At 37.0% G+C, this 25,451-nt stretch carries 30 protein-coding genes and 1 pseudogene; 26 read left to right on the top strand and 5 right to left on the bottom strand.

Translation table 11 applies throughout. The features are described from left to right. Positions 1–5: 5 nt before the first annotated feature. The gene (locus U5K72_16075) at positions 6–269 is read right to left on the bottom strand and encodes a hypothetical protein (GenBank protein ID MDZ7720334.1); all 264 of its coding nucleotides are present in this window, start codon (positions 267–269) and stop codon (positions 6–8) included. Positions 270–363: 94 nt separating this feature from the next. Here U5K72_16075 and U5K72_16070 point away from each other — a divergent pair, with 94 nt between their 5' ends. Continuing rightward, complete coding sequence (locus U5K72_16070; protein MDZ7720333.1) at positions 364–1,101, top strand: replication protein; 738 nt, start codon at positions 364–366, stop codon at positions 1,099–1,101. After that, positions 1,083–1,454 (top strand): hypothetical protein, encoded by a 372-nt coding sequence (locus U5K72_16065; protein ID MDZ7720332.1) that lies wholly within the window; start codon positions 1,083–1,085, stop codon positions 1,452–1,454. Before U5K72_16070 ends, U5K72_16065 begins: the two co-directional genes overlap by 19 nt. Positions 1,455–2,141: 687 nt before the next feature. Here U5K72_16065 and U5K72_16060 read toward each other — a convergent pair. Beyond that, positions 2,142–2,390, bottom strand: a complete 249-nt coding sequence (locus U5K72_16060) for a hypothetical protein (protein ID MDZ7720331.1) — start codon at positions 2,388–2,390, stop codon at positions 2,142–2,144. A gap of 667 nt (positions 2,391–3,057) precedes the next feature. Between U5K72_16060 and U5K72_16055 the strand changes: the two genes are divergently transcribed. From U5K72_16055 to U5K72_16005, 11 genes are all read left to right on the top strand, one after another. Continuing rightward, positions 3,058–3,624, top strand: a complete 567-nt coding sequence (locus U5K72_16055) for a reverse transcriptase domain-containing protein (protein ID MDZ7720330.1) — start codon at positions 3,058–3,060, stop codon at positions 3,622–3,624. A gap of 265 nt (positions 3,625–3,889) precedes the next feature. Continuing rightward, positions 3,890–4,252 carry a hypothetical protein gene (locus tag U5K72_16050; GenBank protein MDZ7720329.1) on the top strand — a complete coding sequence of 121 codons (363 nt, stop codon included), beginning with the start codon at positions 3,890–3,892 and terminating at the stop codon, positions 4,250–4,252. A 20-nt stretch (positions 4,253–4,272) separates the two neighbouring features. Further along, a complete protein-coding gene (locus tag U5K72_16045) occupies positions 4,273–4,851 on the top strand; it encodes a hypothetical protein (protein ID MDZ7720328.1) in 579 nt (192 codons plus the stop codon). A gap of 72 nt (positions 4,852–4,923) precedes the next feature. Further along, complete coding sequence (locus U5K72_16040) at positions 4,924–5,565, top strand: hypothetical protein (protein ID MDZ7720327.1); 642 nt, start codon at positions 4,924–4,926, stop codon at positions 5,563–5,565. Continuing rightward, positions 5,562–5,840: a hypothetical protein gene (locus U5K72_16035; protein ID MDZ7720326.1), complete on the top strand. Its 279-nt coding sequence runs from the start codon at positions 5,562–5,564 to the stop codon at positions 5,838–5,840. The genes U5K72_16040 and U5K72_16035 overlap by 4 nt, the downstream gene beginning before the upstream one ends. Before the next feature lie 136 nt (positions 5,841–5,976). After that, the gene (locus tag U5K72_16030; GenBank protein MDZ7720325.1) at positions 5,977–6,231 is read left to right on the top strand and encodes a hypothetical protein; all 255 of its coding nucleotides are present in this window, start codon (positions 5,977–5,979) and stop codon (positions 6,229–6,231) included. 9 nt (positions 6,232–6,240) lie between these two features. Beyond that, positions 6,241–6,882, top strand: coding sequence for a hypothetical protein (locus U5K72_16025; GenBank protein ID MDZ7720324.1), 642 nt, complete (start codon positions 6,241–6,243; stop codon positions 6,880–6,882). A 64-nt stretch (positions 6,883–6,946) separates the two neighbouring features. Beyond that, entirely contained in the window at positions 6,947–7,309 is a 363-nt protein-coding gene (locus tag U5K72_16020; protein MDZ7720323.1) for a hypothetical protein, read from the top strand. Between the two features lie 279 nt (positions 7,310–7,588). Beyond that, a complete protein-coding gene (locus U5K72_16015) occupies positions 7,589–7,915 on the top strand; it encodes a hypothetical protein (GenBank protein ID MDZ7720322.1) in 327 nt (108 codons plus the stop codon). A gap of 569 nt (positions 7,916–8,484) precedes the next feature. Continuing rightward, entirely contained in the window at positions 8,485–8,781 is a 297-nt protein-coding gene (locus tag U5K72_16010) for a hypothetical protein (GenBank protein ID MDZ7720321.1), read from the top strand. Between the two features lie 293 nt (positions 8,782–9,074). Then, positions 9,075–9,296 (top strand): hypothetical protein, encoded by a 222-nt coding sequence (locus U5K72_16005; protein MDZ7720320.1) that lies wholly within the window; start codon positions 9,075–9,077, stop codon positions 9,294–9,296. A gap of 1,915 nt (positions 9,297–11,211) precedes the next feature. On the opposite strand, the gene U5K72_16000 is transcribed toward U5K72_16005, so the two are convergent. Then, on the bottom strand, positions 11,212–11,700 hold the full coding sequence (locus U5K72_16000) for a hypothetical protein (protein MDZ7720319.1): 489 nt from the start codon (positions 11,698–11,700) through the stop codon (positions 11,212–11,214). 1,391 nt (positions 11,701–13,091) lie between these two features. On the opposite strand from U5K72_16000, the gene U5K72_15995 reads away from it, so the two are divergent. From U5K72_15995 to U5K72_15940, 12 genes and pseudogenes are all read left to right on the top strand, one after another. Next, complete coding sequence (locus U5K72_15995; GenBank protein MDZ7720318.1) at positions 13,092–13,352, top strand: hypothetical protein; 261 nt, start codon at positions 13,092–13,094, stop codon at positions 13,350–13,352. 40 nt (positions 13,353–13,392) lie between these two features. Further along, entirely contained in the window at positions 13,393–14,274 is an 882-nt protein-coding gene (locus U5K72_15990; protein MDZ7720317.1) for an AAA family ATPase, read from the top strand. 262 nt (positions 14,275–14,536) lie between these two features. After that, a pseudogene (locus U5K72_15985) lies at positions 14,537–15,067 on the top strand (AAA family ATPase). A gap of 226 nt (positions 15,068–15,293) precedes the next feature. After that, positions 15,294–15,539: an AAA family ATPase gene (locus U5K72_15980; GenBank protein ID MDZ7720316.1), complete on the top strand. Its 246-nt coding sequence runs from the start codon at positions 15,294–15,296 to the stop codon at positions 15,537–15,539. A gap of 161 nt (positions 15,540–15,700) precedes the next feature. After that, positions 15,701–17,218, top strand: coding sequence for a putative DNA binding domain-containing protein (locus tag U5K72_15975; GenBank protein ID MDZ7720315.1), 1,518 nt, complete (start codon positions 15,701–15,703; stop codon positions 17,216–17,218). Continuing rightward, positions 17,215–17,445, top strand: a complete 231-nt coding sequence (locus tag U5K72_15970; GenBank protein ID MDZ7720314.1) for a metallophosphoesterase — start codon at positions 17,215–17,217, stop codon at positions 17,443–17,445. Before U5K72_15975 ends, U5K72_15970 begins: the two co-directional genes overlap by 4 nt. 16 nt (positions 17,446–17,461) lie before the next feature. Continuing rightward, the gene (locus U5K72_15965; GenBank protein ID MDZ7720313.1) at positions 17,462–18,094 is read left to right on the top strand and encodes a hypothetical protein; all 633 of its coding nucleotides are present in this window, start codon (positions 17,462–17,464) and stop codon (positions 18,092–18,094) included. A 251-nt stretch (positions 18,095–18,345) separates the two neighbouring features. After that, positions 18,346–18,591: a hypothetical protein gene (locus U5K72_15960; protein ID MDZ7720312.1), complete on the top strand. Its 246-nt coding sequence runs from the start codon at positions 18,346–18,348 to the stop codon at positions 18,589–18,591. Then, positions 18,588–19,043 (top strand): hypothetical protein, encoded by a 456-nt coding sequence (locus U5K72_15955; GenBank protein ID MDZ7720311.1) that lies wholly within the window; start codon positions 18,588–18,590, stop codon positions 19,041–19,043. Before U5K72_15960 ends, U5K72_15955 begins: the two co-directional genes overlap by 4 nt. Positions 19,044–19,109: 66 nt before the next feature. Next, positions 19,110–19,427 carry a hypothetical protein gene (locus tag U5K72_15950; GenBank protein ID MDZ7720310.1) on the top strand — a complete coding sequence of 106 codons (318 nt, stop codon included), beginning with the start codon at positions 19,110–19,112 and terminating at the stop codon, positions 19,425–19,427. 336 nt (positions 19,428–19,763) lie between these two features. Continuing rightward, on the top strand, positions 19,764–20,150 hold the full coding sequence (locus tag U5K72_15945; protein ID MDZ7720309.1) for a hypothetical protein: 387 nt from the start codon (positions 19,764–19,766) through the stop codon (positions 20,148–20,150). Positions 20,151–20,227: 77 nt separating this feature from the next. After that, on the top strand, positions 20,228–20,728 hold the full coding sequence (locus tag U5K72_15940) for a hypothetical protein (protein MDZ7720308.1): 501 nt from the start codon (positions 20,228–20,230) through the stop codon (positions 20,726–20,728). Between the two features lie 3,190 nt (positions 20,729–23,918). Here U5K72_15940 and U5K72_15935 read toward each other — a convergent pair. Together U5K72_15935 and U5K72_15930 are read right to left on the bottom strand one after the other, a co-directional pair. Beyond that, the gene (locus tag U5K72_15935; GenBank protein ID MDZ7720307.1) at positions 23,919–24,131 is read right to left on the bottom strand and encodes a hypothetical protein; all 213 of its coding nucleotides are present in this window, start codon (positions 24,129–24,131) and stop codon (positions 23,919–23,921) included. Positions 24,132–24,267: 136 nt separating this feature from the next. Then, the gene (locus tag U5K72_15930) at positions 24,268–24,405 is read right to left on the bottom strand and encodes a hypothetical protein (GenBank protein MDZ7720306.1); all 138 of its coding nucleotides are present in this window, start codon (positions 24,403–24,405) and stop codon (positions 24,268–24,270) included. 700 nt (positions 24,406–25,105) lie between these two features. Here U5K72_15930 and U5K72_15925 point away from each other — a divergent pair. Further along, a partial coding sequence (locus U5K72_15925) for an AlpA family phage regulatory protein (protein ID MDZ7720305.1) occupies positions 25,106–25,451 on the top strand: 346 nt, incomplete at its 3' end.

The raw sequence follows: 25,451 nt of genomic DNA, 5'->3' as shown, positions 1-25,451 counted from the left end.
ATCAATTAAACCCCGTAATAATGAGTGAAAAAATATTGAACAGAATCGAAAACAAGTTGGATCTCCTTCTCAACTCCAACAAGCATCGTATTAACGAGAAAAAGTATATCACAGCCAGAGAGGTAGAAGACCTCACCGGGCTGAACCATCGTACGATCCTGAATCGCTCCAACCTGGACGATCAAAATCCCCGCTACATCCCTTCCATTCAATTTGGCGGAAGCCGACGGAAGTACTTTGAGCGGAAGGTGATCGAACGAATTTTTCATTTACGTTAATTATTTGGAGGTATTATAACTATGAATGGCTTAGACGAAGGAATACCGTTTACAAAAGTTCCGAACAGAATCCTTGATGACGTGAATCAGCGATCTGTCGGGCAGTGAGTTTAAAGTTTTAATGACGATCTGCAGGTCAACCTATGGATTTCATAAAAAACGGGATAAAATCTCGATCAGCCAGATGGTCGATGCCACCGGGTTAGCTAAGAGCACGGTCATCAATGCGCTACAAAAACTGATCCGGAAGAAAATCATAAAAAAGAATGAGAACGTGGTGCCCCATGAGTACCTGGTAGTAGAATCGGACCCACAAGATTTGGACGGTCCGAAAAAACAACCCGATTCGGTCCAAAAATCAAACCAAAAGCTGGTTCGAAAACCGGACACACAAAAGAAAGCTTCCAAAGAAAAGAAAGATACTACTATTAGTAGTAGTGAATTTTCTGAAAAATTGATTCGTATCGCAGAGTACTGGAACAACTTGTTCTATTTTCAAATTTTAAAGCATCATTCCGATCTGCTCAACGACATTGAACAATCTTTACATGAATTTTCAGAAAAAGAGCTTAAAAAAGCGATGACCAACCGTTCAGGTGCCAAATTTTATGAAAATCGCTATGGACTCAAGCATAATCCAAAGTGTTTCTTTCCCTATCCGGACACGATCAGAGCCGATCTGCACCGAACTCCGGCAGATCTGTTTGAATATGAACAGATGATAGACAGAGTTACCAGCGGCCAAAATGAACAATCAGATTTTGAGAGGCTTCCTGGTATAAAAGACGACCGCGACAGGGCGATGTGGAGGCTGAAATCGTAGCGGATGAGTTCAATTTTCAGAAAATTCAGTTATTAGTCATCAATTTTATGATTATTGAAACACTTCCACCCCATTTTTCAGAAAATTCACTGGGATATCTACAGTTTATGAATCCATCTCGAAATCGTGGTTATTATGAAAATTCAGATAATGGCACTCTTTTGATGCAGATTTTCAGAAAAATTTCGATGGAAATAGCTGATTATCCGTCATTTTCGATGAACAACTGTAGGAAAAGTGTCAAAAAGCAGAAAATTCACGATCAATCATCTATTTACAGCTTTTCAATTATTGAAAAAATGTTGATAAATGGTCAGCATCATTATCTATTTAATAAATTTTCTGAGATTTGAAGCGATTACCTAAAAAACCCAAGAACATTTGCCAGGTATTCTGCATACAGATTTTTTCGAAAACCTGTTTTTCTATAGCATTTAAAATCCTAATCCTGCCAATGGTTTAAAAATCGGACCATCCCTCCTACCGATTCAATATCAAAGTAACTTAGATTATACCGGATCAGGTTTATTTTTCTGAAAAACATGATTTTTCTCTAGTAAGGATTTGTATAATTGCCTCTTCCCTCCTTAAATCGATCTTCAATTTTCTTTTTCAACTTTTCAGGGTCAAGTACTTTAACATTCTCCCCAAATGACAAAATTAAAAACTCCAGTTCATAGTTGGGGATCACTTCAATTCGTGACGATCAGCTTACAATCTCTTTCTTCTGATTTTTTGAGTAGGATGGAGCGGTTTCGTTTGAACATAAGGTGCCGACTTTTCAGAGAATTCAAGTACAATTTTTTGTACATCCTCACCAGCTTTCTTTGTCACCCCGATGATATCGTAAAAGTATTCATTCCAATCAATGCCTGTCGACCTGTATGCTCCCTTGTATTTGCTTAATGGATACAATCCGATCAAGAGCCATATTCCAGGTTTCAATATCCAATTCTTCGTTTAAGCCAAATACAAACCAGCGGTTGTTGTATTGTTTCAGGTAGTAGGGATGAAATATTACTGGAAACGGCTTTTCTGATTTAAAATCTTGGTACTCTACTTTTAAGACCTGTTCGCTTGATGATTGCTTCGTAAAGTGTGGATAGGTGGTCTAACCCTTTAAGATCAATATTGGATTCAATGGAGATGACTTCTTTTTCCGTCTCTTTTAAACCAAGGCGGTCTTTCAATACCGGGATCAGCTCCTGTACCCACTCAAACTGAGGTGCACCTGCAAACCTGGATAGAACAGATAACAGCAGCCTCAATCTGGTTGATCTCGCTTTCATTCAGAGGTTCGATTTGAAATTGAAAAGTTGGGATCGGAATACCGGTAGTATATTTTTCTCCTATCGAGTTCGTCGTTATGCCTTTTCAAAGGTATAGACCATCCTTGGTCACTCTCCATAAATCGTATATCGTCAAAAAGTTGCCGTCTTTTGATTTTACTTTCTGGACCATTATACTCTTCAAGAGCTTTATTAACTTCATTAAGAAGATCTTGCCAAAAGTATTTCCTTCCAGGATTTCTAAAGCACCGGTCAAGGACTTGATACCTTATAATTGCATTTTTATTTGTTGGCATATTGAATTTTAATGCAGATTAAGTGCATCGTTTATGCCTACTTTATCACTTATCATTAACGAATACAATAAAATTCTTCAATTTTAACCAACTACAATCAAATAAGTTCTTTGAAAATACCTGCTATGATATTGAACCTACACGCTGTATTCGGCGTGTCTGCCCAAAGTAAGATGTTGCAACATCCTTTGGGTTGAATGTAAGCACTTGATTTGCAGCATAAATCAAGGTTGCTGATCATGTACAACTGCACAAGCAGTAACATGGAAGTGATTATCTATGGCTGCTATTATGACTGATTATTCTCTCGAATGATTGGACATATATAATTGAGTATCAGCAGGTATTTTCAAAGGGTTTTAAAGAGTCTAATGGATATAACAGAATCACATATTAACATCATTAAAGAGCAATTCAATGAAATGCACTCTTTAGAAGATTTACTCTCTCTATTAAATTTGATAAATAGTTTCCTGTACGGAAATAAGGCTCGCCCTATACAAATCAAATCACTTACATACTACTCAAGTCCCAGAAAGGTTACCGATTCATCTAAAGAGTTTAAAATACCTAAGAAATCAGGAGGCTTTCGGACAATACATGCTCCTAAAGGAGGTTTGAAAAGTATTCAAAGATCGATTGCAATACTTCTTCAATCTCTTTTTGAACCACATCCAGCTGCTACCGGATTTGTTGATAATAAATCGATAGTTGATAACGCCAGAGCTCATGTTGACAAAGAATTTGTTTTCAATATCGATTTAAAGGATTTCTTTCCTTCAATAGATAAACCTCGCTTCTGGAAACGAATACAATATTCTCCATTTAATTTGAATAAAAGAAACAGACAGAATCGAATTGGCAAATCGTATTGCAGGTATCTGTTTTACAAATTTAGAAGTGGAACGAAAACAAAATGGGCAGTGGATAAAGGTTAACAAAGACGTACTCCCGCAAGGGCTCCATCTTCACCGGTAATTATTACATTATTGTTTGCCAGACTTGATAAGAACTCAAAAAACTTAGCAGTATTTATGGATGTACCTACACACGATATGCAGATGATATTACATTCTCTTCAAATCATAACATATATCAGAAAAAAGGGAGTTTTAGAACTGAGTTAGCACAGATTATTAATTCTCAAAATTTTCACCTAAAGCAAAAAAGACACGGTTAAATACAAGCTCCCAAAGCCAGGAAGTGACAGGTTTAATTGTTAATGAAAAAGTTAATGTCCGAAGACGATATGTAAAGCAGCTAAGACATTGGATCTATTTTTGGGAGAGATATGGCTATGAGAAAGCCGAAGAGTTGATTTCAAATGCTTATGTAAAAGATAAAGGCCATATTAAAAATGGAACGCCAAAAATAGAAAACTTAATACATGGCAAATTACAATATTTGAAAATGGTGAAAGGCCACTCGGATACTACTTATAAAAAATTAAAGCATAGGTTTGATGTTTTAATTGGAGAGTCTAGAGATTTTGATCCAGATAAGTTAATAAGTATATGGAGAACGAATGGTATTTGGGAAGCCATGAATTATTTTTATAAAAGCTAGAATTAGTTAAAAAAATTATCATGACTAATACAGATCCGATTAAAATTTTAAGAAGTTTTAACGATGAATCAACTTCTGAATCTATTAGAATATCAACAAACACTGATAAGATCCTAACAAAAAAATCAGTTCCATCAAAAATTGCTTTTATTCAAGAGTTATTAAAAAGCAAAATATTAGATTTGAAGCATAAGGAGAAGATTCTCGATTTAGTATCCGAAGAAGTAAAGAATCTAGAAAATGACCAAAATTCGGTTAAAGAGGACGTAGAGATTATAAAACGGAAGATTCAAGAATTTGAAAAACGGATAGATAACAACAAAAATATTTCAAATGAAATATCAACTTCTTCGGCTAAAACTGAAAAAGAAAAAAATAAAATTAATCTCAAAACTCATAAGCCAAAGGAGTTTGCAGATTTTATGCAGTTGTTTAATGCTCGTGATGGTTTCAAATATTTAACACATGATTTTGATAAAGTTGAGATATTTGATATTGAAAATTTTTTAAACAAGACTGAGAAATTATTTAATTCAAAAACGAAAAAACTTAAAATTCCCAAAAACTATTTGGATAGTAATGCAACGGTTTGCATTTGAAAAAAATCTTGGTAAAAAAATAATAAAGGGAATCTGATACATTGGAGGGATGCAGATGAAGAAGTACTAACGATGGGTTGGTCAAGTCCAGAAATAAAACAATGGTCTTCAATGACTAAACGCAGTCCATATGGGAATGATGATTTTAAAGAAAAGTATATAAACGCATTTAGAAAACTAATTAGAATAGATAAAAAGAAAAATGATTTAGCGCAGATATTTGATGAATTAATCAAAGATAATTTTAAAGATAGTGATTGGGAAATAACGACTAATTCAAGTCTGAAAAGGTTAGATTTTTATTGTCATGTCCCTTCAGTAGTTGGAGCATTTGATTTAATTCTTAAAGAAATGCTTAATCACTCCAGTCACAAAAAAATCAATATTAAAACAAATAAAGAAGCAGCTGAAAATTATCGTGTGAACAACATATTTATAGAGCAATTAGGATCGTATCCAGAAATAGATATTTCTGACATAAAGGATAATTGGATCAAATCTATTGAAAAAGGAGAAATGGGAGAAATAAGGAAAAATTTGTTCAGGCAAGCTAATTGGTCAATTGAAACAAAAGCATTTAATAATGACGATAAACTAGTCCCAGTAAAAGTAAATATGTTATTAGATGATAATGAACCTAATATTGAATATTTAAAAACTGACAAAGGTGTAAATGGATTTAAGCATACTATTACATTTTTTTATAGACCATGATTTATTTAATTGATGATAATCAATATTCTCAAAGAGAGAGATTTTTATCGAATATAAAGACTGAAAAATATTCCCTTAAAATTATTCCAAAAATCCCAAAAACTAAGGATATAGCATTTATTGAGCATTTAAATTTTTTAAATGATGCTGAATGTATCCTATTACATAAATCCATTGAAGATGTTGATGAAGATGGCAACTATATCAGTGGTTCAACCACTAACGCTGATAAAATAATTGAGGATATTTCTCAATTGGTGAAAAAATTCCTTTAGTAATTTTTTCAGGTGGTGCAAATAATGATATCGTTTTCGATAAAAATAATCCCGCGATTATAGAAGAATATTAAAGAAATCTACATTCTATAAAAGACTTATTCCCTTTCTTAATAACTTTCAAAAAACGAGAAATGTGGATTTATCCATATTTGCTTTTGGCCAAAAAGCTGACAAAGAGAGACTAAAAAAATTAGCAGATCAAATATTAGCTAAATTGATATATCGAAAAGATGATGAATTGGTAAAACTTAGTTACTTACCAAAGGAACAATTTCGAGAGTTTATCCGAAACGCTCAAACTCAAATAGATTATTCTGAAGTAGTTAAAAACTGGGATAATAAACCAATTAGAGTTAAACAATTCAAAAAAGAATTACGGAACTTTTAAAAGAGAAGGATGGAAACTAATAAAGAGTGGCTGATTTTAGATTCAAATGCAAATATTGAAAATTTTATTTCAGTTGGTTTTCCTGATGAACTTGGGATTTCACCATCAGAATGGATAGAACATGAGTTGGGTAAGTATGCAGATTTAGGTGGTCTAATAGTTCCATTCCCAACTTCGTCTGCTGAAAGGATTAAAAGAATTGAACTAAGTTTACATGTTAGGCTATCTCCACACAATTTAAATGATCGATCACTTGTACCTATAGTTTTTTTAACAGATGACGAAAGTAATTTGAATGATATAGCAAAATCCATAGGTCCTCACACTAATTTTTTGTTGACTGAAGGAGTATATTTTTTTTCTGATTTTGAAGAATTGCAAAAAAACTATGAAAAACTTGACGGATTAGAATTTAAAGCCAAGACTTACAATGACTTTTTAGACTCAATTTATATTGATAGAAGTGACTACATTGGAAATCATTCCATCGCTAATAAATGGGGTGCTTATAGAATGGCTGAAGCAGCGAATATTAATTATTCTAATTTACCAAATGCTACTCTAGAATCTCTTGATTCACTCTACTTTAATTTTTTACGTGCACGAAATTACGATCTGTTTCGAAAAAAATACGTTAATAGAAGTCAATAAAGATGATTCCTTCTAAACGAAGAGATTAGAATCAATTTAGGTGATAAACGTATTCTTTTGATTGATGATGAAGCTAATAAAGGTTGGAGCGAAGTACTATCTACTGATATTTGAGGAGAATATTGATGGGCAATTTCAAATAATAGATGAATCTGTTTATGATTATTCAGAATTGACTGATTCAAGCAAAAAAATGATTGAATCAGGGGATTTTGATCTGTTTTTAGTCGATTTAAGATTAAAGGGTGATCTTGAAGAAAACTTAAATACAACTAAACTGTCTGGGTCAAAAATTGCTAAGAAAATAAAGACTAAAAATAAAGGAAACCAAGTTGTTGTTTTCACAGCTTCAAACAAAGCTTGGAATATGAAAGCATTACTTGAAATGTACGAAGATGGCTATGATATTGGTGTCGATGGCTACTGACATTAAAGAATCACCTTTAGATGGCTTTAATAGAAAAGAATCAAAAGAAAATCTAAAAAATTTTAAGGATACAATTCTCGAATGCATCAATGCTTCGTATTTGAGAGAAATATTTGAAATACACGTAGATTTAATAAAAAATGTATTCACCTAAAAAAAGAAACAAATAAAAGTGGATTAGAAAACTTTTATTCCAGGGCTATTAACCATTTAAAAATTGCATTCTCATTATTAAGTAAGTCAAAAAGTGAACAAGTAAATCTTAATTTTGCTTATTTGATGTATTTCCAAATATTGGAAGATTATTCCTCTAATGTAGAAGATGTATACAAATCGATTGACCGTAATGATTATGTGTATAAGAAAGATGGTAGCTATGTGTGCGTTGTATCAGGTACTAGTGGAAATGATAGAGGAGAAAAACTTTGGAAGTTAGAACATATCGAAGGAGATAATGAACATTACCCTTACTTTGAAATACGTGATAATTACAATCGATATAAACCAAATAGTTTAGCGAAAATCAGTTTTGTATTGGCATTTAGACATAATTGCGACAATTCTATTTTAGAAGATTTTGGATATCACAATGATCTTCGAGAATAAAATTGCACATGGAGATAATGTAATCATCAAAAACTATATAAAGCCATCTGAGATTATAGAATTCATGGAATATTTGAAAATTTGTTTAAGCTGATTTTTAATTGCTCATAATCAATAAAATTGAATTCTAATAGTGCACAAACACTGCACTAATCCTTTCTATCGATTAAGTCAACACTTGAATAGGAGTTGATTTGATGAAGTTTGGAGACATATCTGAACTTTAAACCCAATTCTGAGCAAAGCTCAGTGCTTGAAGACTTGGTTAGATTCATTAATCCTGAAGATGATCGGAAAATTATGGTGGTTAAGGGAGCGGCCGGTACAGGGAAGACATCCATAATGAAGGCGATTTCAGATATCATCGAAAGAAAAATATAAAAAGCAGACTTGCGGCTCCAACGGGTAAAGCGGCTAAGGTTTATACGATAAAACCAACTCGAAGTAGTGTTCAAACTATCCATTCAATGATATATATACCTGAACAATTGGATGACGGTCGTGTTCAGTTTAATCTCAAGAAGTCAAAATGAAGATGGGCATTGCATATAGTTGTTGATGAATCTTCAATGATTTCAGATTATAAAGATACCGGTGGGCGATTTGTTTCGGAAGCACCTCTATTAACAGACTTGATTCGATATATTACTATGGGTGATGAGAGAAATAAAATCATTTTTGTAGGTGACCACTATCAACTACCACCTGTTGTACCAAACTTTGAGAAATCCATCTCATACGCTCTGGCCCCTTCCTATTTACAAAATAAATTTAAAACTAAAGTTGGGGAGAGTGCTCTCACAAAGGTAATGCGGCAAGATGAAAAGAGCGATGTTTTTAAAACTTGCAACCGATATAAGAGATAAAATTAGACATGGGAATACGATGTACACTATTTATCCAGATTCAAATAGAAATTGGTGGCATGTGAGGGATGTGTCTACAGAGTTTCACACCAAACAATCTTGATAAAGTTGTGATCATCTGTCATACTAATAAAGATGTAAACTGGTGGAACCAGGAAATCCGAAAAGAACGATTTCCTTATAGTAAGAATATCTGAAGAAGGAGATGTGGTGTCTCTGCATAAAAATAACTGGACAAATGAAGGAATTATTTTTAATGGCGATTCCGGTATAGTGAAAAATGTTGATTTGAAATGGTCAAGAAATTTGGAGGACTGCACTTTTCAGAATGTACTATTGAGTTCGGTTCTGGAGTCAATAAAAAAGAAGTGACAAAACTTTTTTGTTGGGAAGTTTTACTAACTAAAAAAGGAGAATTGCATCCAGAACAAGAATCCAAATTGTATGCAGCAGTAATGCAATCAAACCCTGTATTTCAAGAAGTTCAAAGAATATTCAAGATGACAAATATTTAAATGCTCTACGACTGCGATATGGTTAAACGCTCTTAACCTGCCATAAAGCACAAGGTGGGCGAGTGAACAAAGTATTTGTTCATCCATATCTCGATCTGTGATCAGAAGAGACAAAGCAAGATGGCTTTTATACTGCTTATACAAGGGCAAGTGAAACGGTATTAAGCTGGCAACATCTTTCTAGACGTATGGCTTCTTAGATATAGAGTGTAAGTTTTCAATTTTATAAAATTCAAACGGCAGACTGAGAGTGTACGTGCCGCTCCCTTTCCGCTTGCACAATTAATTTTTGTGAATTTAGTCTATGACTTATTCGACCATATCTTCCAACTTCTTTGCGGGAGGTCACCTTTTACTATTTGTAGATTCGATTCGATCACCTCCTAACCCTCCGGCACTAGCTTGTTTAACTGCCAGGCGGGCTACGACCACAGGATTGGTTACATTCAAATGTATACTTTCCGTTAGCTGAGCGAGATAAATTTGCACCGAGCTTTACATCTCCAAAAGCCTTTGATTTTCTGAGCCGTCCAATTTTGTTAATCTAACTTGGTTGCTGTTTCGGCTATCAACCTCAATTTCAACACTGAAATTTTCTACCACGATCTCTGCTAGTACATACAAGATTCTAAGAGCCTTCTGCCCATGCGTCTCTCATCACATTGCTCCCATCATTACTCATCCAATAGAGCTACTGTCTGTCTCAGCGTTTCTGGTTCTGGGGTAAGCTCGGCCAATTGACAGCGTTACACTGCTTACACTTTTTTCTTCGAAGCCACCATCGACATTAATTACCTCGAATGCTTTTGGAATAATAAAATTGATGCCCTAGGATCTTTTTGTTGTCTCTCTGAGAGGGTTCCCGCTACCACCGTCACCTCCGAAATCCGCGAACCCTACTAAACTCATCCATTTTTTCAGGATCAGTGGGTATATCATTGGTGTCATTGTCATCTCCAAGCAATGTATCCCAAACAGCTCCAGGTAGCACATATTATTTCATCTACAGAAAATTTTCCATCTTGATTCCGATCCCGATAGGATGTCAAAACTCCAAAATTGTTAGTTGGATAACTAAAATACTGGTATCCCTTATCTTCAGAAATAGTCGTGGTCCTAGTGCTCGTTTCACTGCATCCTGCATTATCACTGTATATTTCGGTCCGGAACAGGCAGTAAAAAGGATGACTATAAAGAGAGTTATCGTCAGGCAGTTAATTTTTTTCATGGCATTACTAGTTGTTTATATGTTGTGAAGAATTCAGTAGGGTTATCAAAATTTTTACGCACTCCATCAACTTCCATTACCAATCGGAATGTATCCACTCCTACCCCTCCCCATTTGCGTCCATTAGCTCTAAAGCAGTTGCAGATTCCTGATCTACAGAAGCGAAACCGATTAACCCACCGCACATTGAAGAATAACATATTTCTATGTCGAGAACTTTGGGATAACTTACACTATCGTCATGATGAATTAGTACAGGGCTATCGGCTAGAAGTATTTCAATTCGGGCGATACCTGGCACAAGCAAATCTGCCCTGAATTGTATTGCCACTGCGTTTCCGCCAGAGTGATAGCTTCGTACAAAATTATTGTCAAGAGGTGTTCCCTTTGCTTATCCAATAAGCTTTTTGTAAGCATTAAGCATATGCCGCTACCGCTGCAGTCGAATGGCTCGCACCTTAGATGCATTTCCATTTCCCCTGTGCAGTCGTCCCACGTTACTCCGTCTGCAACTACAACTACATTCTCGCCAGTAGCTGAATAGGGACCAAATGGAGCTCCTTTTTCATCTTGAGCGCCAGTAAGCATAACCCCCTGATAATAATTCTTGTACTCGTAGATATTCACTTTGAGGGAATCGGGTACGTCTATCTTGCTCAATCGCATAGGAGTATTTCCCTGTAGCACTTATAAGTGCAATTTTACTGCCATATCGATAATTATGAGGCCATACTCCACCTGCATCAAAATTAAGAGTAAAAAAAGATGAGGATATAATCTTCGAGTTTTGGGATCACTTACCTTACTCCACAGAACTGCCTCCAGGCATAGAAGAGTTGGTACATCCGTGCGTGATTTTGAAACAAATCCAAGTCGAGAGTCGTAGTCTCGTAAGATCTTTTCCTTGACCTTGTCAAGCTTTATAGATGCAAATTTTTCAATTTCTTGTTTCGTTTGATCTGGTGCATATAAAGCACTCAACTCTACCCGCTTGATATTCTGGATTAGTTTATCTGCACCGTAAAAAGTTAGAATTTTTTTTACCACTTGTTCTACTCTTTCACCGTGAGAGCAAGGACTTTCATAAAAATCTAAAAGATACAAGTAACCAATAGAGTTTGTCCCTAAGGCTTCAAGTTCCTTGCCAACGCTTTCAGGGAAGTAATCTCCACACACACCTATTCTTTCTTCTCGATACTATCAGTGCCTAAATTCGATGGTGGGGTCTCTGGTAATTCCATTTGCAATAATGGAATATTAGGATCTGGTCGCCTATAGAACGATTCTTGGGTTACTAAACTGATTCGTGTCTCTTCTGATAAATCCTCAAGAAATAAATCTACAGTACGAGCCGAAGCTTTAAAAACTCCAAAAACTGCCCTATGTGGATTAATTGTCAGAAAGGTATATCAAGATATGATTGAGAACCTTCTAGCAAATCGTCCGTTTCAACCACTCCAAGAAGCTTGACCGCTCGCTAAGATCCCAAAACTGCGGATAACTCCGATCTGCGTCCTTTTGAGGGTGGACATGGAAGTGTGGGGATGCTTACGTTGATCGCCAGTAACACGTATTTGTACCTTCAATTATATCTCGCGTACGGGGTTATTTTCCTGTAAAGTACTCGAGTAGAGCATATGCACTGATTTCCATAATTCCCATCAGGCGAAGCGAAAACGCTTGTTGATTATTTCATAAGGATTTTCCCCATCTTCCACTGGAATTGTATTCCAAAGGCAGGTCATTATTAGATTTTTTACTTAGATTTTGAGAAGTGAAGTAATTCAGCTCAGCTCGTGCCTTATATCATTTTGAATATCATTTATATTAAAAAGTACTGTCTCTTGAGAGTCTACTTGTCCATAAACACTTGTGGATAAGGTTCGTAAAGTGACCTCCATTAAAGAGTAATGCGAAGCGAATATTTTAGTCCAACTCTTATACATTGGTTGTACTATGTCGGTTAGAACGTCAGTTGCTTAAACTCAAATCATCTCAAAGACTTGCACTCTCCCCGAACAAATCTCTTTTAACCCCTCTCCTTCAGCAATTCTTTTGTAGAGGTATGGTAAAGTGATGGCAAGTCACAAAATCAAATGTAAATCATTCCATTCAACTGAACAAATGAAATTTATCACTTTAGAATAAATCAATCCTGTAGCGCTTTTAACTGAACAATCCTTCAAATCCGGGTAAAACTGGATATCAATTTTTGTAACCATTTCATCTGATAGTTCATTCAGTTGTATTCTTGCATTTAATGCAATAAGTAGTCTACTGGCACCGTATTTTCACAAATCATTGATTTTTCCAACCATGAACTTTTTAGCATACATCTCGTTTTAAAAAGTCAAGCTCACGTTTTTTAAAAACATTGCGCTATCCCCTAAATTTCCTGCATATTGCTTCCCGTTAGTACTTTTAAAAGTCAACAATACAACTATTCCAGGGTACAGTTTTAGGGATGAGTAAGGAACAGAATCCAATTTTAAATAATCCATACGAAGAACCGAAAAAACACTATGCTACTCAGGCGGACCACTCATTGTATTATGAAGAGATTAAAGATGAGTAGACAGATCTTCTTCAGCGGAGGGGACGGAGACGAATTCAAAGACATCCAAAAGGACCTGAATAAACTTGAAAAACGAAGCAGCACCAAAAAGAAAGTAGAACACACCCTGCGCATCGAAATTGACGATGAAGCCTTTGACCGCCTGTACGGGTTAAAATCCCATCCGTTCGAATTGCAAAAGGGTGGTAAGGTTGCTGTCCGGGTAGTAAGTCAGTTTGGAGAGCAGGCTACGAAGGTTTTGGAGGTAAATTAAGTTTCTTATTTAAAAGGTTAACTAATCCATCAATTGAGAAATGATAAAAAAAATAGAATTAGCTAACGTCGCTACTTTTAAAGATTTAGAAACGTTTGAGCCGAACATTATTAACTATCTATTCGGGGGAAATGGTACAGGAAAAACTACAATAGGTAAAGTAATCTATAATTGTGATTCTCATTCAGAATGTAGTATTAATTGGTCATTAAACCCAACTGAAACAATAATTTATAATAAAGACTTTGTTGAAAAAAATTTTAGCCAAAGTGAATCTATCAAAGGCATTTTTACACTTGGGAAAAACTCAACTGAAGTAAAACAAAAGTTAGAAGATGCAAGGGGAAAAGTTGATGAACTTACTGAAAAGATTCAAAGTATTAAGGAGCATATTGAAAAAAATGAAATAGAGTTCAAAGAGAAAGAAGAGAATTATATTGAGAGGGCATGGAGTGTTAAGGATAAATACATGGAGCATTTCAAGCCTGCCTACCGAGGATATTTAGGCAGCAAAAAATCATTCTTTGAAAAATGTTTGAATGAGTCTACAAATGAATCAGATTTACTAGAAGAACAAAAAATTATTGAAAAATGTGACCAGGTGTTTTCAGAATCATTATCAAGGTACAATGAAATCAAAAATTCAGACTTCTCTAAGCTTATAGATTTACAACAAAGCAAAGTTCTTCGTGAAAAAATTATTGGCAAAGAAGATTTAGAAATTGGGAAATTAATAAGAAAGTTAAATAATAGTGATTGGGTAAAGGAGGGTTTAGGCTATTTGGATCATTCTAATGAAGTGTGTCCATTCTGTCAGCAGAGTGTTGCTGATAATCTAAGATCTGAAATTGAAAGTTTTTTTGACGAGTCTTATCGTAGGAAGATTGATACTTTAGAAAAATCAGGAATGAGTATCACTTAGAAAGGAATAAATTACTTGAAGAAATTGACCAAATAATAAAGCAAGAAGTTCCTTTTTTGGATTTTTCTGAACTCTTGAAAAAAAAGTCTTTTCGAAGAAAAAACCACAATAATCTTAGAATTATTGCAGATAAAACTAAGAATCCTAGTGTCCCCGCTAAGATTGATTCTATTGATGATATTTCGTTGGAAATAACTAAAATCATTGATCAATTTAATAACAGAATAAGAGAAAATAATGAGACTGTAATCAACATCGATCGAGAAAAAAGATTCTAAAATCACAAATTTGGAGATTTCTCATTGATAAACTTGAGCTTGATCTAAAGTCATACAGTCAGGAGAAGTCAAATCATGAAAAAGCTTTAAAAGGATTGAAAAGTAGCTTAAAGAATCATGAGAGTGAATTATCTAATCTAAAAATTAAAATTGAAAAATTAGAGTCTAACATAACAAGTGTTCAACATAGTGTAAATGAAATTAATAAACTTCTAAGAAGTTTTGGGTTTACGAATTTTCAACTTAGAAAGGCTAATAAAAAAGGTTTTTATGAATTAGTAAGAAATGATGGTCGAAAAGTTGGACAGACATTAAGCGAGGGTGAATATACCTTTATAACTTTCCTTTATTTTTATCAACTCTTAAAAGGTAGTACAGATGAAACAGGCATTACAAAAAACAAAATTGTAGTAATAGATGATCCAATATCAAGTTTAGACAGCAGCGTTCTTTTTGTGGTAAGCAATTTAATTAAAACAATTGTACGTGATGCTAAAGAGGGAAAAATGGAATAAAACAAATCTTTATACTTACACACAATGTATACTTCTTCAAGGAAGTAACATTTAGGGGTAGTAGGTATAATAAATGGAAAGAGGAGTCTTATTGGTTAGTCCAAAAAAATGACAATCAATCAAGAATAACAGAACATAAAGAAAATCCAATAAAAACTACCTATGAATTATTGTGGAGAGAGTTGGATGACCCTGATCATATTAATACTGCTACCATTTTAATACTATGCGTAGAATTTTGGAGTACTACTTCAACATCCTTGGTAATTTAGATTATGGTGTGGAAGCCATTGATAAATTTGAAGGTGATGAAAAGTTGATATGTAAATCCCTGATTGGTTGGATAAATGATGGTTCTCACTTTATAAATGATGATTTAGCAGTTACTGTGGATTCAAGTGATATAGAAAAATACATGAAGGTTTTTAAAGATATCTTTTACAAATGGATCACGGCAGTCACTATGAAATGATGATGAAAAAACCGCAGTAACTTCTTAGAAACTAAAATATGTCTATTAAATTATTTCACATAGCAGATCTACATCTCGGCCGTAGCTTTTGTGACCTTCCAGAAACCTTAGAACCAGTTTTTAACAATTTAGTGGATTCTACAATATAGAAACCTGAAACAATGCCCCTCCCCATCAACATAGAAAAACTCATCAAAGGCCAGGTAGTGGAAACCGAGCGCATTGAATATAAAACAGGATGGAATCCGGAGGATGTAATCCACACCATGTGTGCCTTTGCGAATGACATCCATAACCTGGGTGGGGGTTACATTGTCATCGGTGTGGAGGAAAAAGACGGGGTTCCACAATTGCCGCCGGTTGGACTTCAGGAAAAGCAGTTGGATGCCATTCAAAAGAAATTGGTGGAACTGAGCAATCTCATTCAACCGGCCTATTTTGGGGTATCCGATGTCGCTGAAATACAGGGGAAGAATGTTTTTGTTTTATATTGCCCCGGTGGGGACAATCGCCCCTATTCGGCTCCGGTTTCACTTTCCAAAAAACGGAAAGATCACAGCTATTGGATCAGGCGGTACAACTCGACCGTACAGGCCAATCAGCAGGAGAAGAAAACGTTGTTTGAGCTGGCCGCAAAAATTCCGTTTGATGACCGGATCAATCATCAGGCTACGGTTCAGGATCTGAAATTGTCTTTGATCAAAGAGTTTTTGCAAGATGTGGGAAGTCCGCTTTTTGAGCAAGCAGATTCTATTCCGTTCCCGGAGTTATGCAGACAAATGCAGATCGTAAAAGGTTCGGACGAGCAGTTGAAACCGATCAATGCCGGTCTCCTGTTGTTTAACGAGCACCCCGAACAGTTTTTTCCAGTCACACAGATTGATGTGGTGATCTACAAAGACGAAGTGGGTGATCGATTCTCCGAAAAAATTTTCAAGGGGCCCATTCACAAACAACTGTTGGATGCACTTGAGTATATCAACACCAATGTGATCCACGAAGAGGTGAGAAAAGTACAGGGGCGTGCCGAAGCCAACCGGTTTTACAACTATCCCTATGCGGCCATTGAAGAAGTGCTGGCGAATGCAGTTTATCATAAAAGTTACGAATTGCGCAACCCGATTGAGGTGAATATTCGGCCAAACCAGATCGAAGTACTCAGCTTCCCCGGTCCGCTGCCTCCGGTGAATAATGAGATGCTAAAGAAGAAACGCATTGTCTCCCGTGAATATCGCAACAGGCGGATTGGAGACTTTTTGAAAGAGCTTCAACTCACCGAAGGCCGTGCCACCGGATTCCCCAAGATCTATGATGCCATGAAGCGAAACGGTTCCCCGGAACCTACATTCGAAACCGATGATGATCGCACCTATTTCCTGGCGGTTTTACCGGTTCATCCGGAAGTAAAAATGAGGGGCGAAGCTGGGGGCGAAGTTAGGGGCGAAGCTGGGGGCCAAGCTCATGAAATAAGCCTTAATGATACGGAAAAGGCTATTTTAAAGCATTTAGAGCAGGGGCCAAGCTCAGCAGAAGAATTGGCAAATGAATTAGGATTAAAAAGCAGAAGCGGATTCTTTACAAGAACACTAAGAGGGTTGATGAAGGACGGATTTATTGAATATATATACCCGGAAAGCCCCAGACACCCCGACCAAAAGTATAGATTAAAAAAATCATGATAACCATCTTTCACATCGCCGACCTGCACCTGGGCCGAACCTTCCGCAATCATCCGGAAGCCCAGGATACTCTATCCAGTGCGAGATATGAGACGCTTCAAAAAACAGTCAAGCAAGCGAATAAGATAAAAGCCGATATCTTCGTCATAGCCGGTGATCTGTTTGACAGAACGTCCATAAATGTTGGGGATATCCGAACGGCCGTCCAGGCGATCAATCAAGTTTGAGGGAGAAGCTGTCGTGGTGTCTGCTGGAAACCACGACTATATCACACCCGACAGTCAGCTTTGGGACCGGTTCAAAAAAGAGTCAGATGAACATGTGCTGGTACTGGATAAAAAAGAACCGCTTGAGCTGTCCGCTTTTGAATCAAAGATTGTTGTCTATCCGGCTCCCTGCCATGCCAAGCACTCCGCCGAACATGCAACCGGTTGGGTCAAAGACGTGGAGAAAGAACCGGATGCCATTCACATTGGAATTGCACACGGAAGTATCGAGGGAGTCTCGCCGGACTTTGACCAACGCTATTACCCCCACGACGATTCGCTGAACTGGAACGATTCGCGCGTTGACCTGTGGCCACCGCGCCATACCGCATCATCACCTGGCCGGAGACAGCCCGACAAACGAGATATCATCTTCAATCCTGGCACTCCCGAACCGGACCGGCATTTTCCCGTGCACATGAAGGCCGCGCATTCTTCTACACCATTGGTGGCCAAAAGAATATCAAACCCAGAAACACCATCCGTACCGGTTCTTACCGTTTTGTCCAACAAACAGAACGGCTTTCAACCGCAGAAGATGTTTCCAAAACTCATCGCCAGAATACACAGACTGATTCCCTGGAAGATCCTTGTGTCGTTGAAGTCTTGACGTAAGCGGAAAGCTTGAAGACAAGGTGCGCGCAAGAAACATGGCAGGACGGCCGGTCAACCATCCCGCGGATTCCGTATTGGAATTGCAAGCGCACTGATTCAGAAGGTCGCCCGAAAAGTCACCACCGAACAGATCCAAAAAGAGTTCACCGAAGGCTCATTCCCGGAACAACTGCTTTCTTCGTTTTCAGATAAAGAGGAGGAAGAGGAACTGCAACTGGCCTACGAACTGATCAAGGAGGTTCAGCAATGAAACTCACGTCGGTCTATCTCCATCCCTTTGCCGGAATCCGGGATAAACGATTTGATCTGCCAGACGGATTGAATGTCATTCTCTGGGACCGAAACGAAGCGGGCAGTATCTACTCTTTTTCAGGCTATTTTACACGGACTACTGACGACAACCCTTCTGACGACCGCAAAACTGGAAGATACGATGGGGATTTATTTTCCAGCCTCCGGTGGCGATGTAGGCACGCGTGGGTATCCAGTTGATCCGATTCGCACTGGAGAAGAGCATACTCCGATCAAAAAACCTGGAAAAAGGAAGCAGCAGAGGACAGGCCAGCCTTCATTTAGCGGATGATACCGCAACCACAAATGAAGAGAGCGTTCAGCAACAGCATCGAGGAGCATCTTACCGCTACTCCCCTGTCTACGCTCCGGAAACCATTCCGCTGGCCGACCAGTCCGGCTTGCACTCATACCATGCATCAGATGAGACAGGACTGTGCCGGGTTCGAAAAGAGTTGGCAGAACATCCTCCGAAAAAATCAATTGATGCAAACAGGCGGCGTGTCTGTAGACCGTTTAAAGAGAATTTGGATCACAGGTATGAAGAGTATTCCAACCGCTGCGATCGAGAGCAACAATACCCTGAGAATAACCGGGGGATTAAAAATCCATATAAAGTCGGTACCGGAAAAAGTAGTCGAAGCTTTCGATAAAAAAGAGCGAGCTACAAATCGATCTCGAGGAAGCTCTTGCCGTTCCGAAGATGAATTGGTATCTTCGTGAATGAAGAGTTGACGAAGCTTATCAGCCAACAGGAGAAAAACAGGGAGAAATTCGACCGCCTCAATCCTCTTGAAAGAGGGAATCCAACAAATGGCAGTCAAAAGAGCAGAAGTTACAAGCAGACAAAAATGAGCGGAAAACCCGGTACCTGGAGGTCAGTAAAAAGTGGCCGGTTTTTGAAGATAAGATTGCGAACCGTCAACCTGAACTGCGATTCCTTAAATAAGCAAATCCAGAAGCTGGAGGAAGAACAAAAACAGGCTCTAGAACAAGCACAAAGCGCAACAGCTAAAGCAGCAGATCAAACGAATTGAAGATCTTTCAAATGCCGTTGATCAGACAAAAAAAGATGTTAAAGAAGCACTAAAAGTTGAAGAGAAGGATTTAAAAGCCCTTAGAGAACTGAAATCCCACATCTCCCGGAACCGCACAAAAATTGAAGCGGCCAAACTGACGATACGCCTTGAGAGTGACACCGATCAAACGAGTTCGGACACGGAAGCAGGGAAAAAGAAGAAAACGAAAATCAAAACCGCAGAAGCGGAAAGCCTGTTGAGAAAAAGGCATCCGGCGGGTTTACGTTAAAAACCGGTGACCTGAACATAACGGTATTTGCCGGTGAAGGAGATCTCGAAGAAACGATCCGGGAATTGGATACCAAAGAGAAAGAACTTTCTGAATACCTGGAAAACCTTGGAGTGGATTCCATACAAGACGCAGAATCGTACGCTGAACTGTACAGACAGAAACAAAATACTCTGGAACAGGCTCAAAAAAGCTTAAAAAGTGAATTGGAAGGCCAAAATTTAAGCGAACTCAAGGAACAACTTGCTGAATATGGAGACCTGTCAAACATACGTTCTGAAAAAGAGATCACAGATGATCTTGTTGAAGCCAAAACAGAGCGTAACGATTTAAGCAAGGAAGCCGGGGAAGCCCAGACCAAATTGGATGAGTGGAAGGAGAAATATGGCTCATCCGATGAAGTCTTATTGGCAGTCTGGCAGATAAACATCTACGAACCATTAAAGAATTAAACCAGGAGCTTGACGATCTCCCCTCCCTGCCCGAAGGATATGAGTCTTCCGACGAGTTTATACAGGAGGTCAATCAGTTGGACCAGGCAATTCAGAACCTGAAAGATCACATCTTTGAAAAGAAACAGGAGAGAACTGAATTAGAAGCGAAAAGCGCCGGAAACCTCCTCAGAGGAATTGCAGAAACTCTTAGGATGCATGCTACGCGATTGTCTGAACGCATTGATAAACAAGCCGAGACATTAGCAAAAGTTCGCGACAAGGCGCTTGAATTGATAGAATCCATGGACAGCGACACCTACAAAGGCCTGGAAACAAGCTTCATTAAATGGCTCGAAAAGATGGCCGGTCAGCGTTTCTCTTCAATAGAGATGGATAATGACCTGCCGACCGCTTTTAAATCGCAAGATACTCCATCACTCACCTATGAACTCCTCTCCCACGGTACCAAAGACACTGTAGCGTTGGCCTGGCGGTTTGCTCTTACGGAGAAATTTCTTGATAACAGTACTCAGGTTTTATTATCCTGGACGATCCGATGGTGGATATCGACCCGGAAAGAAGAAAAAATGTTGTGAAGGCGATTAATGAGTTTTCAGAAATACGATGATAGTGATGACTTGCCATCCGGATCATGCGGGGGAGTTGGCTGATAGAGAAAACGTTTTTGAATTCTGACCTTATTTATTCTTCTTTCAAATTTCGCTTCTAAGAGCCTAAAATTTAGAAAAGATCGGTCTTCCTCTACTAATCATTCAAATGGGTAGAAATATCAGAGAATTCAAATTGGCTAACCATTTACCTGTATTAACAACTTGTCGGTTATGCATTCTAATGTTAAGAATCGTGGATCAACATCGTTTTCATAAGCTAAAACCAACCTATATGAGACTTCAAATGTCCCAACCATCAATAATTTGTCTGATAACATAGTCTTTCCATCCAAAACCTGAGACTATTAACACGTCAGAATTATTAAGTTCATCAATAAACTTACCCATCAGAAATGGATATAACCCATGATGATCTCAAAGATCTACTGGATGTCCAGCTATCATTCAGGCTAACTTTCGCAAATACGCAATACCAGGGGATAGAAAAGAGAAGTCTTCTCGAATAAATTTTCACTATAATCATCAATGCAAGCAGCATCACAAAGCTCATTGCTCACTTCCTGCGTTCTACCTATTTATCCATGGAACCATAATAAAAATCGAAACCATCCAATATACCGACATCATCAATTGAAAATTTTCTTAATGATTTTTCTGAGTCTCTGAAAAAATCATTGTAATCAATTTCTTTTGACTGAAAATATTTTTCTATCAACAAATCATGGTTAAGTGTAAAAATATGCCCTTTTATCTCCCTCTCTTTGAGTTGATCAAACAGATTTATATACGGAAACTCTTCCTCATCAAATACTAAATGATCAAATACAACAGAGTCGATATATTCACAGACTCGTTTTGCAAAATCTTGGTATTCCAGTTCTTCTTGCTAGTTATTTCAATAATTCTCCAGCCTTTTCTTGGATTTCATTGATGTGCTTTAATGCCAAAGGATTTGACTTATCGTATTCATTAATATTTTTAATTTGATCACATACAAAATAAAGTTGTTCGTAATTTAAATTGCTTTCCTCCCCAATACTCCTATAGTAGTCTTCTAATTCACTTCGCACTACATTTAAAAAGCCCTTATAATTTTTGACAATGGCTTGTTCATCTTCTGGTCTTTCTGTTCTATAATAAATTGCATTTTGAAAAGAGTTCTTTTTAATGGTCGTTAAATATACTCTGACTTATTGTATCTAGATTAATATCTAATACTGGTTGTGAGATACCAGCTCCTAATAAAAAACAAACACTCATTGATTCACTCCCAGAAGAAAATATTTTACGATCCAATTATCGTTTAGATCATAATTGCCCTAAAATAACGAATGCATCAAATAGGATTAACAGTTTTTGTTAAACTTCAGTCCCAAGCTTACCCTTCTTTAAATCAAAGTGCTGATAATGGATAGGTAGATGAAATCTGTCTCTTAAGAGTCTAAATAATCAATCGTTACGTCATTGCTTCTGCTTTTTTCATACCAACAATAACTAATTCTGAGTCTATAGTTATCGTAAGGATTATCCCAAAATGCATATTCCAAAAGTTGTCCCAAACCTTCTCGAATCGTATTTCTCAAATTTGGATATGTTTTAATTTCATAAAGTAAGGCCTCTTTATTTTTCTTTACATATACCACACCCATGATGCTTATTTTTTGGCTGCTTTAGTAGGTAATTAATTCATTTTCTCCTTTAAGTTGTTGTTAAGATAAGCTTCGAGTTTTTCACTAATATCATCGTGTTTACGATGCATTTCATAGGACCCGGCAGAGCGCTTTACTATGGATTTACGGTTTTTTGATCTCCGAAATGAAACCTCACCTAAATCATACTCATCCTGAACTTTCTTGATCACTAAAAGTCTAAAATAATCAATTCTTATCCCATAAACTTCCTTTATATAATCACAATAGGCTTTATCTCTACTTAATCAAAATCAATTTCTGTTTTATTTCCATCGGTGGGGAAAACAACTTCTGAAAGTTTAAATTTAAAATATCACAGACCACCTGTATAGGATTGTATTTTTTCTTCAATTTCAGCATCAACATCTAGTTCTTTAATGTCGATCGAAGAGTTTTTTGACTTCCAGTCTATTAACAATTTCCTCTATTTTTCACTTTCTTTCAAAGCTTGCACATTCTTTAAGCTTGCTACCCAATGTGGAATGCTTGTGTTTCCAGTCCTTTCAATGGATTAGAATTGACGTTCTTTGAAGGATTGTCCTGATTAATACCTGCAAGAAACCGTATTGGTAACCATTATGATTCATGTTTTCATTGAATAACCATTTCAAAACCAAATCCCATCAGGTTTTCAAAAGATTCTGGAGAATTGCTCTTACCCTCTCCTCTTCACTGGTGCAATCATCCGTTCGTATTCCAGCATACCCGTGTTCCAACTTGTACTTGCTTGCTCATTTAAAGTGCTTAGCAAGTCCTCATATATCTTACGAATTCTTTCAATAAAATTAACAGAGAAGTCTATAAGCTTATCCAGTTATAAGGTAATCTATATCATCCGTGAAAATTTTTGTCTCATACAAGAGAGCCATTGTTCTCATCTACTAATTTAGATGTTGCAATCTTAAGTTGCTTTTTATTGAGTTCGTTTGGGGATTCAAACTGGCGATCAAGTTTTAAATGTAAATAATCTTGTTCTCCAACAACTATGCCAACAGTGAAATATATTTCATTCGTAATTGCCCCCTTTTCAAATAATCTTGCCCAGGCGTAAGGCCTGAATTCAAGTTTCCCTCGACCAGCTTGCTCGCGCCAGGAACGGAAGAAGCCTTGTAATCCATGTTTGTTCTTTTTGCTACTTCTTCACACCGATGTTTTGTCTTTTTCCAAGGGTCTTTTTTTAAATTTTCTTTGGCTTTCTGATGAATTTCATTTTCTGAGTCGTACTCTTTTCCAGCCCATTTTTTAAGAATTGAAAAATCATCTGCATTAAAAAACTGAATATCCTTTTCGATTTGAATGGATTCATAGTCCTATATTCTATTTATTCTCTATTAATGTTTTTCCTCTTTCACCTTCTCAATAAACCACTCAATCACTCCCATAAGCTCTGCCACTTCAGCTCTCTTCCTTTCAGCAGCTCAAATTTAATACTTGGCCTCTTGCTTATATCTTCCTTTCTAAGATTATGCCTTTATTTCGTTGAACTTTTCAAGCGTTATAAGCCTCATTTCATCAGAATCGAATGGTATTTTAAGTGCATACCACTGAAACAGAGCACTCAGCATACCCGGTAGTCCAGATAGCGAATGGATAGATATAGTGTCATCATTATGATAAATATTGGGCCCATCGGATCCCATCGTTCGTAAGTCGACCAAATCCAAGTTTGAAATCATCACATATTTTTCTTTTAGCCCAATCGAAAATTTTCTCTCCTACTTTAACTTGTTCCTTAGCACATTTTTATTCAGCTCATGAAAAATTCTTCTGTTGATTGTCACCTTTGGCTATAACTTCTTCCTTTTATCGGCTTCAGAGGTATTCCCATACAAGTGTGGAATAAGGGTTGAATACCATGTGCGTTTCTAATTGTCGAATTTCAAGTGCCAAAACTACGGCTGGATCCATCTGTTCATTCAGAAACTCTACAATCCGTTGATCTGTTGGCACTTCATTTTGCGTAAAAGATCATACGGATTTTTCCAGCTTTCAGATTGGTTTTAACCTGATTCCAAAAATACGAATGTCATCCGTCGTAAAATTCTGAATAACTTCTTCAGGTATTCTGCCCCTTTCTCTTCACATGTTTCTCTAATGGATATAATTTCTCTATTGGCCAATAAACAATTGCATTAGCAGCACAAACGAATACCATTTGACCAATTACTTCTCTTCGTATTCGGTATCATTACTTCTTTAACTTCAACTAATGTTGGTATACCGTCCTGATTAAAAAAAAAGACGACTGACAGACCATCTGTCACCTGTAGTATCCGTATTTGTAATCCATCTCCTGGTAGCAAGAATCGATTCTGGGATGTTTATCAATCAAGTTTCCGGCTAATAGATTAGGATACTTACCCAAGAGTTCTTGAATATTTTGTTTTTAAAACGTGTTCAGATAGTTATTAGTTCGTCATTATTGATAGAATCCGATGTACATAGGATCAACTTTATTGCTCTTTACATGGAAAGAATATAAAAACTTAGCTAAAGTTTTTCATTAATGCATATAACAAATGAAATTGACATCTAATGTCATCCTCTCGCAAATTTCGCTTCTAAGAGCCTGAAATTTAGAATAGAATGGTCTCCCCTGCTTTATTTTAGGGTTATTCTCGTCACTTAAACCTTTATGGAGATCCATATTATGAACTTTGAAACCTACCTCACCCAAACCATCCAGAATGCAGTTAAAGAAGCTGTGGCCAGGGAGTTCGATGATTTAAAGAAAACTTTAATGCATCTCGAAAACTTACAGAGTCGGTCTACTCAAACACAAACTTCTACTTCAAAGGGAGAAATTATACGGCCAAAAGAGTTGGCTGAGATGCTTTCCTTAAGCATTTCAACGATTTATAAAATGTATAGTGAAGGCCAATTACCAACCAAGGTGAAGATTTCCAGTCAGGCAGTGGGTTGGCTTAGGTCGGATATTGAGGAGTGGATTTTGCAGAGGAAGGAAGGGCATGTGCTGACGAAATTTGCTGTTCGTT

The organism is Balneolaceae bacterium, from assembly GCA_034521495.1.
In the GTDB taxonomy this organism is placed as follows: Bacteria; Bacteroidota; Rhodothermia; order Balneolales; family Balneolaceae; genus Rhodohalobacter.
The sequence above is the reverse complement of the archived record's forward strand: the minus strand, read 5'-3'. Positions and strand labels throughout refer to the sequence as shown.

Bases quoted from the DNA above. Each gene is read 5' to 3' on its own strand.
- U5K72_16075 (MDZ7720334.1), bottom strand. From the start codon at position 269: ATGAAAAATTCGTTCGATCACCTTCCGCTCAAAGTACTTCCGTCGGCT.
- U5K72_16060 (MDZ7720331.1), bottom strand. From the start codon at position 2,390: ATGAAAGCGAGATCAACCAGATTGAGGCTGCTGTTATCTGTTCTATCC.
- U5K72_16055 (MDZ7720330.1), top strand. From the start codon at position 3,058: ATGGATATAACAGAATCACATATTAACATCATTAAAGAGCAATTCAAT.
- U5K72_16045 (MDZ7720328.1), top strand. From the start codon at position 4,273: ATGACTAATACAGATCCGATTAAAATTTTAAGAAGTTTTAACGATGAA.
- U5K72_16040 (MDZ7720327.1), top strand. From the start codon at position 4,924: ATGGGTTGGTCAAGTCCAGAAATAAAACAATGGTCTTCAATGACTAAA.
- U5K72_16035 (MDZ7720326.1), top strand. From the start codon at position 5,562: ATGATTTATTTAATTGATGATAATCAATATTCTCAAAGAGAGAGATTT.
- U5K72_16025 (MDZ7720324.1), top strand. From the start codon at position 6,241: ATGGAAACTAATAAAGAGTGGCTGATTTTAGATTCAAATGCAAATATT.
- U5K72_16020 (MDZ7720323.1), top strand. From the start codon at position 6,947: ATGATGAAGCTAATAAAGGTTGGAGCGAAGTACTATCTACTGATATTT.
- U5K72_16015 (MDZ7720322.1), top strand. From the start codon at position 7,589: ATGTATTTCCAAATATTGGAAGATTATTCCTCTAATGTAGAAGATGTA.
- U5K72_16010 (MDZ7720321.1), top strand. From the start codon at position 8,485: ATGATTTCAGATTATAAAGATACCGGTGGGCGATTTGTTTCGGAAGCA.
- U5K72_16005 (MDZ7720320.1), top strand. From the start codon at position 9,075: ATGGTCAAGAAATTTGGAGGACTGCACTTTTCAGAATGTACTATTGAG.
- U5K72_15995 (MDZ7720318.1), top strand. From the start codon at position 13,092: ATGAGTAGACAGATCTTCTTCAGCGGAGGGGACGGAGACGAATTCAAA.
- U5K72_15990 (MDZ7720317.1), top strand. From the start codon at position 13,393: ATGATAAAAAAAATAGAATTAGCTAACGTCGCTACTTTTAAAGATTTA.
- U5K72_15980 (MDZ7720316.1), top strand. From the start codon at position 15,294: ATGCGTAGAATTTTGGAGTACTACTTCAACATCCTTGGTAATTTAGAT.
- U5K72_15975 (MDZ7720315.1), top strand. From the start codon at position 15,701: ATGCCCCTCCCCATCAACATAGAAAAACTCATCAAAGGCCAGGTAGTG.
- U5K72_15970 (MDZ7720314.1), top strand. From the start codon at position 17,215: ATGATAACCATCTTTCACATCGCCGACCTGCACCTGGGCCGAACCTTC.
- U5K72_15960 (MDZ7720312.1), top strand. From the start codon at position 18,346: ATGAAACTCACGTCGGTCTATCTCCATCCCTTTGCCGGAATCCGGGAT.
- U5K72_15935 (MDZ7720307.1), bottom strand. From the start codon at position 24,131: ATGATTTCAAACTTGGATTTGGTCGACTTACGAACGATGGGATCCGAT.